General features: G+C 41.8%; 15 protein-coding genes and 1 riboswitch. Of the genes, 6 read left to right on the top strand and 9 right to left on the bottom strand.

Going from position 1 to position 14,924, the window contains the following annotated elements; all coding sequences use genetic code 11:
* Window positions 1-8: 8 nt before the first annotated feature.
* From napA to nadR, 5 genes are all read right to left on the bottom strand, one after another.
* The gene (gene napA / locus C8D76_RS05095; protein ID WP_116631716.1) at window positions 9-2,492 is read right to left on the bottom strand and encodes a nitrate reductase catalytic subunit NapA; all 2,484 of its coding nucleotides are present in this window, start codon (window positions 2,490-2,492) and stop codon (window positions 9-11) included.
* Between the two features lie 32 nt (window positions 2,493-2,524).
* A complete protein-coding gene (locus tag C8D76_RS05090; protein WP_116631715.1) occupies window positions 2,525-2,785 on the bottom strand; it encodes a chaperone NapD in 261 nt (86 codons plus the stop codon).
* On the bottom strand, window positions 2,778-3,314 hold the full coding sequence (gene napF, locus C8D76_RS05085) for a ferredoxin-type protein NapF (protein WP_116631750.1): 537 nt from the start codon (window positions 3,312-3,314) through the stop codon (window positions 2,778-2,780). Before napF ends, C8D76_RS05090 begins: the two co-directional genes overlap by 8 nt.
* Before the next feature lie 304 nt (window positions 3,315-3,618).
* Window positions 3,619-4,299: a metallophosphoesterase family protein gene (locus tag C8D76_RS05080; RefSeq protein ID WP_116631714.1), complete on the bottom strand. Its 681-nt coding sequence runs from the start codon at window positions 4,297-4,299 to the stop codon at window positions 3,619-3,621.
* Window positions 4,300-4,308: 9 nt separating this feature from the next.
* Window positions 4,309-5,586: a multifunctional transcriptional regulator/nicotinamide-nucleotide adenylyltransferase/ribosylnicotinamide kinase NadR gene (gene nadR, locus C8D76_RS05075; RefSeq protein ID WP_116631713.1), complete on the bottom strand. Its 1,278-nt coding sequence runs from the start codon at window positions 5,584-5,586 to the stop codon at window positions 4,309-4,311.
* Between the two features lie 157 nt (window positions 5,587-5,743).
* Window positions 5,744-5,882, top strand: a riboswitch (FMN riboswitch).
* Window positions 5,883-5,957: 75 nt separating this feature from the next.
* On the opposite strand from nadR, the gene ribB reads away from it, so the two are divergent.
* The 3 genes from ribB (at window position 5,958) to C8D76_RS05060 (ending at window position 8,931) form a co-directional block, all read left to right on the top strand.
* Window positions 5,958-6,596, top strand: coding sequence for a 3,4-dihydroxy-2-butanone-4-phosphate synthase (gene ribB / locus C8D76_RS05070; RefSeq protein WP_116631712.1), 639 nt, complete (start codon window positions 5,958-5,960; stop codon window positions 6,594-6,596).
* A gap of 68 nt (window positions 6,597-6,664) precedes the next feature.
* Window positions 6,665-7,282: a ribosome biogenesis GTP-binding protein YihA/YsxC gene (yihA, locus tag C8D76_RS05065; protein ID WP_116631711.1), complete on the top strand. Its 618-nt coding sequence runs from the start codon at window positions 6,665-6,667 to the stop codon at window positions 7,280-7,282.
* Between the two features lie 107 nt (window positions 7,283-7,389).
* The gene (locus C8D76_RS05060; RefSeq protein WP_116631710.1) at window positions 7,390-8,931 is read left to right on the top strand and encodes a YifB family Mg chelatase-like AAA ATPase; all 1,542 of its coding nucleotides are present in this window, start codon (window positions 7,390-7,392) and stop codon (window positions 8,929-8,931) included.
* On the opposite strand, the gene asnC is transcribed toward C8D76_RS05060, so the two are convergent.
* Entirely contained in the window at window positions 8,928-9,380 is a 453-nt protein-coding gene (gene asnC, locus C8D76_RS05055) for a transcriptional regulator AsnC (protein ID WP_116631709.1), read from the bottom strand. The genes C8D76_RS05060 and asnC overlap by 4 nt on opposite strands.
* Window positions 9,381-9,560: 180 nt before the next feature.
* Here asnC and asnA point away from each other — a divergent pair, with 180 nt between their 5' ends.
* From asnA to C8D76_RS05040, 3 genes are all read left to right on the top strand, one after another.
* Entirely contained in the window at window positions 9,561-10,553 is a 993-nt protein-coding gene (gene asnA / locus C8D76_RS05050) for an aspartate--ammonia ligase (protein WP_116631708.1), read from the top strand.
* A 231-nt stretch (window positions 10,554-10,784) separates the two neighbouring features.
* Entirely contained in the window at window positions 10,785-11,123 is a 339-nt protein-coding gene (locus C8D76_RS05045) for a P-II family nitrogen regulator (protein ID WP_116631707.1), read from the top strand.
* 27 nt (window positions 11,124-11,150) lie between these two features.
* Window positions 11,151-12,452, top strand: coding sequence for an ammonium transporter (locus C8D76_RS05040; RefSeq protein ID WP_116631706.1), 1,302 nt, complete (start codon window positions 11,151-11,153; stop codon window positions 12,450-12,452).
* A 406-nt stretch (window positions 12,453-12,858) separates the two neighbouring features.
* On the opposite strand, the gene rplQ is transcribed toward C8D76_RS05040, so the two are convergent.
* Genes rplQ through rpsD form a run of 3 tightly spaced genes read right to left on the bottom strand, consistent with a single transcriptional unit; the run spans window position 12,859 to window position 14,924 of the window.
* The gene (rplQ, locus tag C8D76_RS05035) at window positions 12,859-13,242 is read right to left on the bottom strand and encodes a 50S ribosomal protein L17 (protein WP_116631705.1); all 384 of its coding nucleotides are present in this window, start codon (window positions 13,240-13,242) and stop codon (window positions 12,859-12,861) included.
* A gap of 39 nt (window positions 13,243-13,281) precedes the next feature.
* Window positions 13,282-14,271 (bottom strand): DNA-directed RNA polymerase subunit alpha, encoded by a 990-nt coding sequence (locus C8D76_RS05030; RefSeq protein WP_116631704.1) that lies wholly within the window; start codon window positions 14,269-14,271, stop codon window positions 13,282-13,284.
* A gap of 32 nt (window positions 14,272-14,303) precedes the next feature.
* Window positions 14,304-14,924, bottom strand: coding sequence for a 30S ribosomal protein S4 (rpsD, locus tag C8D76_RS05025; RefSeq protein WP_116631703.1), 621 nt, complete (start codon window positions 14,922-14,924; stop codon window positions 14,304-14,306).

Genomic DNA, 14,924 nt, shown 5'->3' with positions numbered 1-14,924 from the left:
CACCTAGGTTATGCCTTAATCACTTTAACCGCACATTTTTTGAAATCGGTTTCACCTGAAATTGGATCCGTTGCATCTAAAGTTAACTTATTCGTTAACTGACCCGCATCGAAGAAAGTGGTAAAAATCAAACCCTCTGGGCATTTATTACGGCCACGAGTATCTAAGTTTGAAATCATTTCGCCGCGGCGAGTAATTAATTTCACTTTATCACCATGACGTAAGCCACGTTTTTTCGCATCTGTCGGGTGCATCCAACATAAGTTGTTCGGGAATGAACGGTGCAATTCTGGTACACGGCGTGTCATTGTTCCTGTATGCCAGTGTTCAAGCACACGACCCGTACAGAGCCATAAATCGTATTCGTCATCAGGGCTTTCTGCAGGTGCTTCGTAAGGAACACCTAAAATAATCGCTTTCTTATCAGGATAGCCGTAGAATGCCACGCCTTCGCCTTCTTTTACATACGGATCATAGCCTTCGCGGTAACGCCACAAGGTTTCTTTGCCGTCCACCACAGGCCAGCGCAAGCCGCGCACTTGATGATAGGTATCAAAATCTGCTAAATCGTGACCATGACCACGACCAAATGATGCATACTCTTCAAATAGGCCTTTTTGGATATAGAAACCAAAATGTTCTGCTTCATCATTGAGATAACCTGGGATATTAGTCGGCACTTGGTATTTATTAACATTACCATTGAGATAAAGTACTTCATAAAGGGTTTTACCACGGTATTCTGGCATTTGTGCTAATAGCTCTTCGCCCCATACTTCATCTGTTTTGAAATATTTTGAGAATTCAACAATTTGCCATAAGTCTGAACGAGATTCGCCAGGGCCTTTCACCTGTTGACGCCAAAGTTGAGTACGGCGTTCTGCATTACCGTAGCCACCTTCTTTTTCCACCCACATACAGGTTGGTAAAATTAAGTCTGCGGCGACCGCACTTACTGACGGATACGGATCTGAAACCACGATAAAGTTTTCTGGATTACGCCAGCCAGGGAAAACTTCTTCATTAATATTTGGACCCGCTTGCATATTGTTGGTACAAAGCTGCCATAGGAAATTTAATTTTCCGTCTTTTAACATACGGCTTTGCATAACGGCTGAATAGCCTGGAACTGTTGGAATTGTTCCTTTTGGCAATTTCCAAATTCTTTCTGCAATCTCAACGTGTTTTGGATTAGTCACCACCATATCTGCCGGCAAACGATGCACGAATGTTCCCACTTCACGCGCGGTTCCGCAAGCGGACGGTTGACCAGTTAATGAAAATGGTCCACAGCCCGGCATTGAGATTTTACCTGTGAGCAAGTGCACGTTATACATCATATGGTTTACCCACACGCCACGCGTATGTTGGTTAAAGCCCATTGTCCAGAAAGAAACGATTTTCTGTTCTGGATCAGCGTACATTTTCGCTAAAGTTTCTAACTGATCTTTCGGCACACCAGAAATTTCGTGCGCTTTTTCTAATGTGTAAGGGGCAACGATTTTTTTGAATTCTTCAAAATCAGAATCATACATTTTGCCCGCTGTTTTCGCATTTTTAGCGGCTTGTTGTAACGGATGTTCTGGGCGTAAACCATAACCAATATCTGTTTCACCACGTTTGAATTTGGTGTGTTTATTCACGAAATCCCAATTGACTTTATCATTTTGGATAATGTAGTTCGCGATATAGTTAAGAATGGCTAAATCTGACTGTGGTTTAAAGATAATCGGGGTATCCGCAAGTTCAAATGAACGATTTTGGAAAGTGGACATCACCACCACTTTGACATTATCGTTTGATAAACGGCGATCAGAAATACGGCTCCATAAAATTGGGTGCATTTCCGCCATATTAGAACCCCAAAGCACGAATGCATCGGTTTTCTCAATATCAGTATAACAGCCCATTGGCTCGTCCATACCAAAGGTGCGCAAAAATGCTACCGCCGCAGACGCCATACAGTGACGCGCATTGGGATCGAGCGTATTAGAGCGCAAGCCAGCTTTCCATAATTTAACTTTTGCCACGCCTTCAAAAATGGTTGATTGACCTGATGAGAACATGCCAACGGCGTTGCCACCTTTCGCTTTCAACGTTGCTTTCACTTTCTCTGCCATAATGCTGAAAGCCTGATCCCAAGAAACTGGCGTAAAATCACCTTCTTTGTGGAATTTACCATCTTTCATACGTAATAAAGGCGTTTGCACACGGTCTGCACCGTACATAATTTTTGAAAGGAAATAACCTTTGATACAGTTTAAACCGCGGTTTACTTCAGCATCTGGGTCGCCTTGTGTTGCCACCACACGACCGTCTTTCGTGCCCACTAGCACACTACAACCTGTACCACAAAAACGGCACGGCGCTTTATCCCACTTAATACCATCATCAGCGGCATAAACATTTTTCACAGGAATCGTCATTCCTGCCGCAGCAGCGGCAGCCATTGCCGCATTTGCCTTCATAAAATCTCTACGATTAAGTTCCATAATGTTTTCCATGTTTGTTAAATGATTAAAAATTATTGCTCATCAAGATAATTTGAAATAAGTGATACCACGATAACACCCTGAATATCCTTCACCTGTTCAATTAAATCCGCAAGCGCAAGCTGTCTGTCACTTTCTAGCGTGACCACTAATTTTCCTTCTTCGGCTTTCACACCGTGAATTTCTGCATAAGGAATGGTTAAAATTTCCGCTTTCACTTGTTCAACTTTAGCGGGCTTGGCTTGTACCACAAGGCTACAAACATACCAATTTGGGCTTTCTAAATTACTCATAATTTCTCAAAATTTTGACCGCACTTACAGGGCATACACTTAAACACGCCCCGCAACCATTGCAGTTTTCTAAATTCAAATGGGGTTTGGTGATGCCGCCTATCTCACGCTTAAATTGAATCGCGCGCGTCTCACAATTATCTTCACAAGCGCGACATTCCACATGATTAAACGCTAAACAATTCGCTTGAATTTCAACTTTATGCTGCCACGCAGCTTCAGCATTTTCGCCTAAGTGCGGTCGAAAAATCGGCTGTTTACACACATCTACGCATTTTTGGCAGAAAGTACATTCGCCACGGCTAAACGTGACTTCTGGAAAGCCACCTTCGCCACGAACGATAATATGCGTTTCGCAAACCCGAATACAATCATCGCAACGCGTACAGCCTGCAACGAAAAGGCTTTCTTCCACCGCCCAAGGGGGGCGGACACCTTGAAACCCCTGAGTTTTAACGGTTTCAGACTGCAACGTTTTCAAAAATCCCCCACGTAAAAAATGTCGACGCGGTAATATTTTTTCTGTCACAATCGTTATACTCTCTAAAAACACTTATTTGAGATTGAATTATAAAGCTACGCCTTTCCTTTTTTCTTACCCTAAATAGGGTATTTGATTGAAATTTCGCAATTTCTTTGCGATAAATCAAAATATGACAGCGTTAAAAATTGACACAAAAAGCGCAATAAAAAAATCTGCCCTTAACGCGCATCATTGTTATATGAATGATTTATTAAGGCGCAGATTTTTATTTCTAAATAGAATGCTATTTTTAGGCAAAAAACTCGGCAAATTTTGACCGCACTTTATGGGTGTTTCACGATATCACAGCTTAGCGATCATCAATGCTTTTCAGCAAATATTCACCCTGTTCATTGGCGATACTTCTAAAGCCGACATTCACAATTTGAAAGGCATTTTTATTCAGTTGCTGATAATCAAAATTCTCGTGATGATGCCCGTGATACACTTGTTTCACGCCCATTGCCTTGGCAAGCGTATTTAATGCGAGAAAACCAGAAGGGTGAGGTTTAGGCGCTTCATGGCTAACTAAAATATCCGCCTGTTGCGTTTGCAATGTTTCTATATCTGACGGGAAAATCGATGTGCGATGACGCAGCGGCAATCCACCGCGCCATAGCTTATCAGCAACACAATATTGGCAATAATGTATTGGGTCAAAAAATAGCGGTTTATTTGGTGGCATCCAAATTTGTCCGCGAAACACGCCGCCAAGCCCCGCAATGCGTTTTCCTTGAATTTCCACCACACGACCATGCAAATTGCGGCTTTTCCATTCTGTTCCCCATAATGCCTTGAACGCCGCCACGGTTTTGCTGTCATGATTTCCATGAATAAACCAAAGATCACAATACTGCGCAAGGCGATCTAATTCATCGACACTTGTCAGCTGCAAATCACCCAAAATCACCAGTGCAACATTAGGTTGATTTTGAACAAAGGGATAGAGATGATCATATTGACCATGGGGATCCCCCGCAAATAAAATCATTTCTGGCTCCTATTTCGTTGTTTTTTCATCGTTATCATGTTCCAAGTGCGAGATTTCCTCGTCATTCAGAATTTTTTCGACAATGACTTTGGCTTGGTTATAACGCTCCAAATAACTTGGCGAAGTAATTTCGATATAAGGCACATTATATTTATCGAGTAATTTTTTTAATAGCTGCTGGAAACGCTGGCGCTGGCGTTCAGAGCCCAAACTGCGCAATCCATCATTAACCCATTTTGTATTATTATTCAATAAGATAGTGATATCGAAAGGGTACTCTTTAATCATGGAATCCAAAAATGGATGCGCTTTGCCCTCATATTGAATACAAAAGGCTTGCGTGGTGATAAAATCCGTATCAATAAAAGCCACTTTGTGAGCATGGCGCACCGCATAATCCACATATTTTTGCTGCCCTAGCGCCATTTGTGGATAATCCGAGTATTGCATTGCTTGCTCATCACCACCGAGCTGTTCAAATACAAATTCTCGCCCATATTCCCACGCCGATGTTGTGTTAAAAACCGTAGCTAATTTGTTCACCAACACCGATTTACCACTGCTCTCACCCCCTAAAATTGCGATAGTTTTGGCAAAAAATGGGCGTACTTCTTTCGGAATAAATTTCCAATAATGGAATGGGTTATTACGAATTTTGGTAGCGGACACATTGAAAAATTCCCGTTTAGGATCCACCAATACTACTTCCAAACCGAGATATTGCTCGTAAGGCGCTTTATCTTGCACTTCGCTACTAAATACCACACTTGGATTCACATTTTTGGCATTGAGCAATTCTTTCACCGCATTTGACCAAGCCTCCCAACCGTTAGGATAGCTCGGCAAACCATCTTCTTGTAAATGATGAATAACGATTTGTTCTTTCTGATATTTAAAAATTTGCTGCATCCAACGTAAACGATCTTGATTCGTTGGCATTCGCTTCATTTTACTGTCTTGGAATAGTTTAAAATCACGCTCTGCGTCCGTACACACCACAACGTGCAACTCATCCACTTTACTGAACGCTTCATAAATCATATTAATGTGCCCAGTATGCACGGGATAGAATTTTCCGAAAATCACCCCGACTCGTTTATCTTCTTGCGGCACAATTTGCAACGCTTTGTGTAGCGCGCTCAATTTTACTGCGCTCGGATTTTTGATTTTTCCGCTCACCAGTTGATTGAAATACGCCCGTGTGACATTTGCCTGCTCGCACAGTGCATTTACTTTTAAATTCAACTGTTTACGTTTTTGCTGCAAATAAGAAAAATCGCTTGCCATACCCATATCCTTTTAAATTTGACCGCACTTTTATGTAGCATAACGCACAACAATAAAGCCCAAAGTGCGGTCAAAATTGTGTAAATTTTGGCTATTGTATGCAATATCCCTCCGAAATAAAACGTTTTTTCGTAGAAAACTTTGGAGTATAATGACGCCGCATTCTCAGGGCAGGGTGAAATTCCCTACTGGCGGTATAGCCCGCGAGCGCTTGCGGCAGGTAAACGAAAGCAAGGTCAGCAGATTTGGTGAAACTCCAAAGCCAACAGTGACAGTCTGGATGGAAGAGAATTAACGGGGCTTGCCCTGTTTTTGTCATTTCTACGCCCTGATTCTGGTAAAACAACGTTTAAATAACAAAGGTCACTACTATGAATCAGTCATTATTATCCCCATTCGGCACGCCTGAAGAGCGTGTTATCAATGCTATCAACGCATTCAAACAAGGCAACGGCATTCTCGTATTAGACGATGAAGATCGTGAAAACGAGGGCGATTTAATCTTCCCCGCAGAAACCATTACGGCAGAACAAATGGCAAAATTAATTCGCTATGGCAGCGGCATTGTCTGCTTATGTTTAAGCGGCGAACTATGCGAACAATTGGATTTGCCGCCAATGGTCAGCCACAATACAATGGTCAACCGAACCGCATTTACTGTCACTATTGAAGCCACACAAGGAATTTCCACTGGCGTTTCTGCCGCCGATCGCGTGGTTACCATCAAAACCGCAGTAGCGGATAACGCTAAACCTTCGGATTTAAATCGTCCAGGGCACGTCTTCCCATTACGTGCTAAAGACAATGGCGTATTAGCGCGCCGTGGCCACACTGAAGCCGCCGTCGATTTCGCTAAATTAGCGGGTTACAAACCTGCAGGCGTCATTTGCGAAATTACCAATGATGACGGCACAATGGCGCGCGCCCCTGAATTAGTGGAATTTGCGCAAAAATTTGGTTATGCTGTGGTCACCATTGAAGATTTGGTGGAATATCGCCAAACCCATTAAAACCAATAAAAGTGCGGTGAAAATGACCGCACTTTTCCACTAACGCACTTTCCATTAAAAAGAGTCTTATGTCTGAATTTAAGCTGAACTATCACAAAACCCATTTTTTAACCAGTGCGGCGAATATCACCCAGCTGCCCGAAGATACAGGCATTGAAATTGCCTTTGCAGGGCGTTCAAATGCGGGAAAATCAACGGCACTGAACGCACTAACCAATCAAAAAAACTTAGCACGCACCTCCAAAACCCCAGGGCGAACACAGCTCATTAATCTCTTTGAAGTCGAGCCCCAATGTAAATTAGTGGATTTGCCTGGCTATGGCTACGCTGCCGTGCCTGAACAAATGAAACTGCAATGGCAAAAATCCCTCGCTGAGTATTTGCAAAAACGGGAATGCTTGCGTGGCGTGGTGATTTTAATGGATATTCGTCATCCGCTAAAAGATCTCGATCAGCAAATGATTGAATGGGCGGTGGCGTCTCAATTGCCCGTATTATTGTTACTCACCAAAGCCGACAAACTCAGTCAAAGTGCGCGTAGCAAAACGGTCAAAATGGTTCGTGAAGCTATTTTACCTTTCCAAGGGGATATTCAAGTGGAACCGCTTTCTGCGATGAATAAATTAGGCGTTGATCGTTTAGCGGCAAAATTAGACAGTTGGTTTGCCGAAAATTTTGCTGAATAATTTTTGATTTTGCGATCTTCATTCCAGAATTAAACAAAATTTATTCAAAATTGACCGCACTTTTTCTATAGTTCTCCGCAATTTTGCCAATTTCGGAGAACTTTTTTATGTCCCTTGCTATCGTTTACAGCCGCGCGTCTATGGGCGTGCAAGCGCCGCTAGTTACCATTGAAGTGCATATTAGCAATGGAAAACCCGCTTTTGTCTTAGTTGGTTTGCCCGAAAAAACGGTGAAAGAAGCGCAGGATCGTGTTCGCAGCGCCTTATTAAATGCCCAATTCAAATACCCAGCTAAGCGCATCACTGTAAATCTCGCCCCCGCGGATCTCCCAAAAGAGGGTGGGCGTTTCGACTTGCCTATCGCCATTGGCATTGGCATTCTTGCTGCATCAGGGCAAATTGAGAATAAGCATTTGCGCCAATTTGAGTTTCTCGGCGAACTTGCCTTAACAGGAAATTTACGCGGCGTGCAAGGCATCATCCCCGCGATTTTGGCGGCTAAAGCGGCGCACCGTCAGATGATTATTGCCGCCCATAATGCAAATGAAGCTTCACTCATTTCAGAACAAGAAACCTATTATGCTCATTCTCTACTCGATGTAGTGAGTTTCTTAAATAATCAAACACAGCTGCCCACTGCAGCTCAATTAATCACACAAAGTGCGGTCAAATTTGTTGAAGAATTTCCAAAAGATCTCACCGATATTATTGGGCAACAACACGCTAAACGTGCGCTGACTATCGCCGCTGCAGGGCAACATAATCTGTTATTCTTAGGCCCACCAGGCACGGGCAAAACGATGTTGGCAAGCCGTTTAACGACACTTTTGCCCGAAATGACAGAGCAAGAAGCCATCGAAACCGCTTCGGTGGCGAGTTTAGTACAAAATGAACTCAATTTTTCTAACTGGAAACAACGCCCTTTTCGGGCACCACATCATAGTGCCTCTTTGCCTGCTTTAGTCGGCGGGGGAACGATTCCGCGCCCTGGCGAAATTTCCCTTGCGCACAATGGCGTGCTGTTTTTAGATGAGCTGCCCGAATTTGAACGCAAAGTATTAGATGCATTGCGCCAGCCATTAGAAAGTGGCGAAATTATCATTTCACGAGCAACCGCAAAAATTCAATTTCCCGCGCGTTTTCAGCTCATTGCGGCAATGAATCCAAGCCCGACTGGCAATTATCAAGGCACACACAATCGCACTTCACCACAACAAATTATGCGTTATCTCAACCGTCTGTCTGGGCCTTTTTTAGATCGTTTTGATTTATCCATCGAAGTGCCATTATTGCCGCAAGGAATGTTACAAAGTAAGAATGAAAGAGGGGAAACTAGCGCAGAAGTGCGGTCAAAAATTCTTAAAGTGAGAGAGTTGCAGCTTCAGCGCCAAGGAAAAGTCAACGCACAATTAACCAGCAAAGAAATTGAACAATTTTGTCCGCTCGACAATGCGGATGCGATATTTCTTGAAAATGCGCTGAACAAACTTGGGCTTTCTGTACGCGCCTATCATCGCATTTTGAAAGTTGCACGCACCATCACTGATCTGCACAATGCCAAGCAGATCAACAGAACACATTTAGCCGAAGCCTTAGGATATCGCGCGATGGATCGACTATTGATGAAATTAAACAATGACCGTGCTTAAGGTTTGATATCACGCAAAATGAGATTCTGCATAGAAATTAAGGTTTCGGTTGACTGAATTTCATCAATGAGCTGAATTTTTGTGGCTAAAACTTGGTGTAATTTGGCAATGGTATGGGTCATTACTTTGATAAAAATCGAATAGTTGCCCGTGGTGTAATAAGCCTCGACCACTTCATCAATCATCTCTAATTGTTTGATAACTTTGTCATAATCCTTTGCGCTTTTCAAAATGATACCAATAAAGCAGCAGACGTCATACCCGAGTTTACGCGCATCAATACGCACTTTAGTGCCTTCAATAATGCCTGCTTGGCGCATTTTTTCCACTCGCACATGAATTGTCCCTGGGCTCACACCAAAATTTTTCGCCATTTCTGCATAAGGGGTACGCGCATCTTGAGTCAAAACACGAAGAATTTGCTGATCTAAATTATCAATATTATACATACAAGCTCCTTTTACGTTGCCATTTTAGAAAAAATCTAAAAATATAGTGTATTTTTTACATATTAAATCAATCATATCATTTTTTTAATAAAAAGTATTGAATTTTATGGTTAATCTGTTGAATAATATATAGCAAGCGTTAGTTGAACGCAGAAACAATATCATTAAGGATAACAATCTATGAAAAAATCATTTATTTTACAGCAACAAGAAATTAGCTTTGCAAAAAATACCTTTACAGAAAATTTGGCTAAACATTTAGGTTTAGTTGAAGTTCAAGGCCCTATTTTGAGCCAAGTGGGTAACGGTATCCAAGATAATTTATCTGGTACAGAAAAAGCAGTTCAAGTGAATGTAAAAATGATTGAAGATGCCAAATTTGAAGTAGTGCATTCTTTAGCAAAATGGAAACGCCATACTTTAGCACGTTTTGGTTTTGCAGAAGGTGAAGGTTTATTTGTGCATATGAAAGCTTTGCGCCCAGATGAAGATAGCCTTGATCAAACTCACTCCGTGTTTGTCGATCAATGGGACTGGGAGAAAGTTATTCCAGCTGGTCGTCGCAACCTTGCATACTTAAAAGAAACCGTGCGTTCTATCTATGCCGCATTGCGTGAAACAGAAGATGCAGTAAGCAAAAAATTTGGCTTAGAAAAATTCTTACCTGAAGACATCACATTTGTACACAGTGAAGATTTAGTGAAACGCTTCCCAGACATGAGTTCTAAAGAACGTGAAAACGCAATTTGTAAAGAATATGGCGCGGTCTTTTTGATTGGTATCGGCGGTGCGTTGTCAGATGGTAAAGCACATGACGTTCGTGCGCCAGACTACGATGACTGGACAACAACATCAGAAGGTGAATACAAAGGCTTAAACGGTGATATTTTAGTGTGGAACCCTGTATTAGACAGCGCATTCGAAGTTTCTTCAATGGGTATTCGTGTAGATGAAACCGCACTTCGTACTCAGTTAGCATTAACTCACGATGAAGATCGCCTAAAATTCGATTGGCACCAAGATTTAATTAATGGTCGTATGCCACTTTCAATTGGTGGTGGTATTGGTCAATCACGCCTTGCTATGTTGTTATTACAAAAACGTCACATTGGTGAAGTGCAGTCAAGCGTATGGCCAAAAGCCGTGATGCAAGAATTTGAAAATATTCTTTAATTCAATCAATTATGAATAGCGATAATTTTAATCAAGGTTAAACCAACTCGCTAAGGCTTGTTTCCTTGGCGGGTACACACCGCAAAGGAAACAGGCTCTCTTCTGAGATTTCTCTCTTTCGACTCCCTGTTTACCCCAATTCGGTTTCCCTCTTATTATTTGGACAAAATGCTTCCAAATGATATAGGCGCGTTTTGCCTAAATTTATTAACACCTAAACAGGAGCAAACCATGAAACAACTCACCGCAGTAATTCAGCCATTCCGTCTTGATGATGTTAGAGATGCCTTAAATGATATTAATATTCATGGCATGACCGTTTCCGAAGTGAAAGGTTTTAGTCGTCAAAAAGGGCATACTGAACTCTATCGTGGCGCGGAATATATGATCGATTTTTTGCCTAAAATTCAACTTGATATTGTACTCACTGATGAAATGGTAGAGCCTGCGATTGAAGCAATCTGTGGCGCAGCTAAATCAGGACGTATTGGCGATGGTAAGATTTTCGTCAAGCCCATCGAGCATGTAATTCGTATCCGTACGGGTGAAATTGACGAAAGTGCGGTCTAAATTTGAATAATTTTTCGGGGAGCAAATATGAAACGCAAATATTTAACAACGCCTATATGGGCAATGATACCCTCAGTGAGCATGGCTGAAACAAGCGATTGGATAAAACCGATTACGGATATTAGCGCGGGCGATACCACCTGGGTCATGGTCGCCACTATTTTAGTCTTATTTATGACAATTCCAGGCTTAGCCCTGTTTTATGGCGGAATGGTACGCAAAAAAAATGTATTAGCCACAATGATGCACAGCTTTGCCACCGCTTGCTTGATTGGCTTAATCTGGGTTGCGGTAGGCTATAGTTTAGCGTTCACACCCGGCAACAAATTTCTCGGCGGATTTGACCGCACTTTTTTACATGGCTTAGATCTGTTTACAGAGAAAGGACTACTGACCATTTACCCCGGTGCCGCAACCATTCCCGAATCTGTCTTTATGCTGTTTCAAATGGCATTTGCGATTATCGCAGGCGCAATCATTACAGGCGCTTTCGCAGAGCGTATGAAATTCTCCGCATTACTTTGGTTTGTGGGGTTATGGTCATTACTTATTTATGTGCCAACGGCACACTGGATTTGGGGAATTGGCGGTTGGTTAGCCTCAGATGGCGTGCTTGATTACGCAGGTGGCACGGTTATTCATGTGAACGCTGGTGTGGCAGGACTAGTCGCTGCTATTATGATCGGTAAACGAGTGGGCTATGGACGCGAAGTGATGGCGCCACATAACTTAGTGATTACATTAATCGGCACGGCAATGCTTTGGTTTGGCTGGTTTGGCTTTAACGCAGGTTCAGCACTCGCTGCAGATGCTCGTGCTGGAATGGCATTAGCCACAACACAAGTTGCCGCTATTGCTGGCGCATTAACTTGGACGCTCATTGAAGTCTGCTCAAAACATAAACCTTCAGCATTAGGCCTTGCTTCCGGCGCAGTAGCAGGATTAGTGGGGATCACACCCGCCGCGGGTTTTGTTAGTATTCAAAGCGCGCTATTTATCGGTATCATCACCAGTGCGATCTGTTATATCGGCGCAACAAAACTAAAATATTGGTTTGGCTATGACGATACCCTAGATGCCTTCGGTATTCATGGAATAGGCGGTATAGCAGGTGCAGTTTTGACTGGCGTATTTGTTTCTACCGATATATCTGGCGCAGACACAACAATTTGGCGACAAACTGAAAGCGTGTTGATCACCATTGCATATAGCGCGATTGGTAGCTTTATCATTCTAAAAATAATTGACAAAATTATCGGCTTACGCGTGGAATATGATGATGAACGCAAAGGTTTAGACCTTGTGTTACATGGTGAACGCGTTGAATAAGACTAAAAGTGCGGTCAAATTTTAAGAAATTTTATCGTACTAAATAAAAAGAAAAGCGTTGGTAACACAACGCTTTTTAATCAACTCAAAATATTAGTGATAAGAATTTAACTGAATATGATTTTCTCTCAACAGATACCTATTATCAATAATTTCAATATCACACATCATCTCTCCTACTTACTGGCTCACTAAACTAAAGTCTACAAACAAATTCGGATAAACATGAAAAATGGATGGTTTCGAAGTCATTTATCAAGGGTTTACAAGAGTTAGGGTTGAACAAGACGTTTATTGGGATTTTAGAGTTAAATGAGTAAAACTAACAAAATACGTTTTAACACTATCTTTTAAGCAATAAAAAAAGCCCACTTTAAAAGTGAGCTTTTTATTTTATCAATCAGTTTTATTCCGCAGCTGCTTCTGCAACTTCTGGACGGTCAACTAACTCAATGTAAGCCATTGGCGCGTTGTCGCCTGCACGGAAACCACATTTTAAGATGCGAGTGTAACCACCTGCACGTTGAGCAAAACGTGGACCTAATTCATTAAATAATTTTGCAACGGTTTCAATGTTGCGTGTACGAGCGAATGCTAAACGACGGTTAGCTACGCTGTCAGTTTTTGCTAATGTAATTAACGGTTCAACTACACGACGTAATTCTTTTGCTTTTGGCAAAGTAGTCTTGATGATTTCATGACTAACTAAAGAACTTGCCATATTACGGAACATCGCTTGGCGATGGCTGCTATTACGGTTTAGTTGACGACCACTCTTACGATGGCGCATGATCTTATCCTTCTCAGAAAAATCTTAACCTAATGACCACTATTCATCAGCAATACTTGCTGGTGGCCAATTATCAAGGCGCATACCTAATGAAAGGCCGCGTGAAGCAAGTACGTCTTTGATTTCAGTAAGAGATTTCTTACCAAGATTAGGCGTTTTTAATAACTCAACTTCAGTACGCTGTACCAAATCACCGATATAATGAATTGTTTCTGCTTTCAAACAGTTAGCAGAACGAACTGTCAACTCTAAGTCATCAACAGGACGTAGTAAAATCGGATCAAATTCCGGTTTTTCTTCCTTAACTTCTGGTTGACGAACATCACGCAAATCAACGAATGCATCAAGCTGCTCTGCTAAAATTGTTGCTGCACGACGAATTGCTTCTTCTGGATCAATAGTGCCATTAGTTTCTAACTCGATAACTAATTTATCTAAGTCAGTACGCTGTTCAACACGCGCTGCTTCTACATTGTAAGCAATACGATCTACTGGGCTATAACAAGCATCGACTAATAAACGACCAATTGGACGCTCTTCATCCTGTGTATGTACACGAGCTGATGCTGGTACATAACCACGACCACGTTGAACACGAATACGCATATTAATAGATGCGTTTTCATCTGTTAAATGACAAATCACGTGGTTAGGATTTACGATTTCAACATCACCATCATGAGTAATGTCGGCTGCAACAACAGGGCCAATTCCAGATTTATTTAGTGTCAGAAAAACATCATCTTTATTCTGAACTTTTACCGCTAGGCCTTTTAAGTTTAAAAGCACTTCAAGGATATCTTCTTGAACACCTTCCTTACTACTATATTCATGCAAAACGCCATCAATTTCTACTTCAGTTACTGCACAACCAGGCATCGAAGATAGAAGAATACGACGTAATGCATTTCCTAGAGTATGGCCAAAACCACGCTCTAACGGTTCTAAGATCACTTTAGCATGAGTTGAACTAATTTGTTCAATATCAACTAAGTGTGGCTTTAAAAATTCTGTAACAGAACCCTGCATTTTATCCTCTCTTTGCTTCTAAGCTTTAACTATTATTTAGAGTAAAGCTCAACGATCAGATGTTCGTTAATGTCTGCTGATAAATCAGAACGTTCAGGAACACGTTTGAACACACCTTCCATTTTAGCAGCATCAACTTCTAACCAAGTTGGTTTTTCTTTTTGTTCTGCTAATTCCAATGATGCTTTAATACGTGCTTGTTTTTTCGATTTTTCACGAACAGCAATCACATCATCAACTGAAACTTGGAAAGATGGAATATTAACAACACGACCATTTACAACGATCGCTTTGTGGCTCACTAATTGACGAGCTTCTGCACGAGTTGCAGCGAATCCCATACGATATACAACATTATCTAAGCGACCTTCAAGTAACACTAATAAGTTTTCACCTGTATTACCTTTTAAACGGTTTGCTTCTTTATAATAGTTGCGGAATTGACGTTCTAAAATACCGTAGATACGGCGAACTTTTTGTTTTTCACGTAACTGACTACCATAGTCAGATAAGCGTGGTTTGCGAGCACCGTGTTGACCAGGTGCTGTATCAATTTTACATTTTGAATCGATAGCACGCACGCCTGATTTAAGGAATAAATCAGTGCCTTCACGACGGCTTAGCTTGAGTTTTGGACCCAAATATCTTGCCAT

The sequence above is a fragment of the Alitibacter langaaensis DSM 22999 genome, assembly GCF_003096995.1.
Classification (GTDB): domain Bacteria; phylum Pseudomonadota; class Gammaproteobacteria; order Enterobacterales; family Pasteurellaceae; genus Exercitatus; species Exercitatus langaaensis.
This window is presented reverse-complemented; position numbering and strand designations above follow the sequence as displayed.

Excerpts from the sequence above, each read along its gene's own strand:
- napA (WP_116631716.1), bottom strand. The coding sequence starts at position 2,492 with ATGGAACTTAATCGTAGAGATTTTATGAAGGCAAATGCGGCAATGGCT.
- C8D76_RS05090 (WP_116631715.1), bottom strand. The coding sequence starts at position 2,785 with ATGAGTAATTTAGAAAGCCCAAATTGGTATGTTTGTAGCCTTGTGGTA.
- C8D76_RS05080 (WP_116631714.1), bottom strand. The coding sequence starts at position 4,299 with ATGATTTTATTTGCGGGGGATCCCCATGGTCAATATGATCATCTCTAT.
- nadR (WP_116631713.1), bottom strand. The coding sequence starts at position 5,586 with ATGGCAAGCGATTTTTCTTATTTGCAGCAAAAACGTAAACAGTTGAAT.
- ribB (WP_116631712.1), top strand. The coding sequence starts at position 5,958 with ATGAATCAGTCATTATTATCCCCATTCGGCACGCCTGAAGAGCGTGTT.
- yihA (WP_116631711.1), top strand. The coding sequence starts at position 6,665 with ATGTCTGAATTTAAGCTGAACTATCACAAAACCCATTTTTTAACCAGT.
- C8D76_RS05060 (WP_116631710.1), top strand. The coding sequence starts at position 7,390 with ATGTCCCTTGCTATCGTTTACAGCCGCGCGTCTATGGGCGTGCAAGCG.
- asnC (WP_116631709.1), bottom strand. The coding sequence starts at position 9,380 with ATGTATAATATTGATAATTTAGATCAGCAAATTCTTCGTGTTTTGACT.
- asnA (WP_116631708.1), top strand. The coding sequence starts at position 9,561 with ATGAAAAAATCATTTATTTTACAGCAACAAGAAATTAGCTTTGCAAAA.
- C8D76_RS05045 (WP_116631707.1), top strand. The coding sequence starts at position 10,785 with ATGAAACAACTCACCGCAGTAATTCAGCCATTCCGTCTTGATGATGTT.
- C8D76_RS05040 (WP_116631706.1), top strand. The coding sequence starts at position 11,151 with ATGAAACGCAAATATTTAACAACGCCTATATGGGCAATGATACCCTCA.
- rplQ (WP_116631705.1), bottom strand. The coding sequence starts at position 13,242 with ATGCGCCATCGTAAGAGTGGTCGTCAACTAAACCGTAATAGCAGCCAT.
- C8D76_RS05030 (WP_116631704.1), bottom strand. The coding sequence starts at position 14,271 with ATGCAGGGTTCTGTTACAGAATTTTTAAAGCCACACTTAGTTGATATT.
- rpsD (WP_116631703.1), bottom strand. The coding sequence starts at position 14,924 with ATGGCAAGATATTTGGGTCCAAAACTCAAGCTAAGCCGTCGTGAAGGC.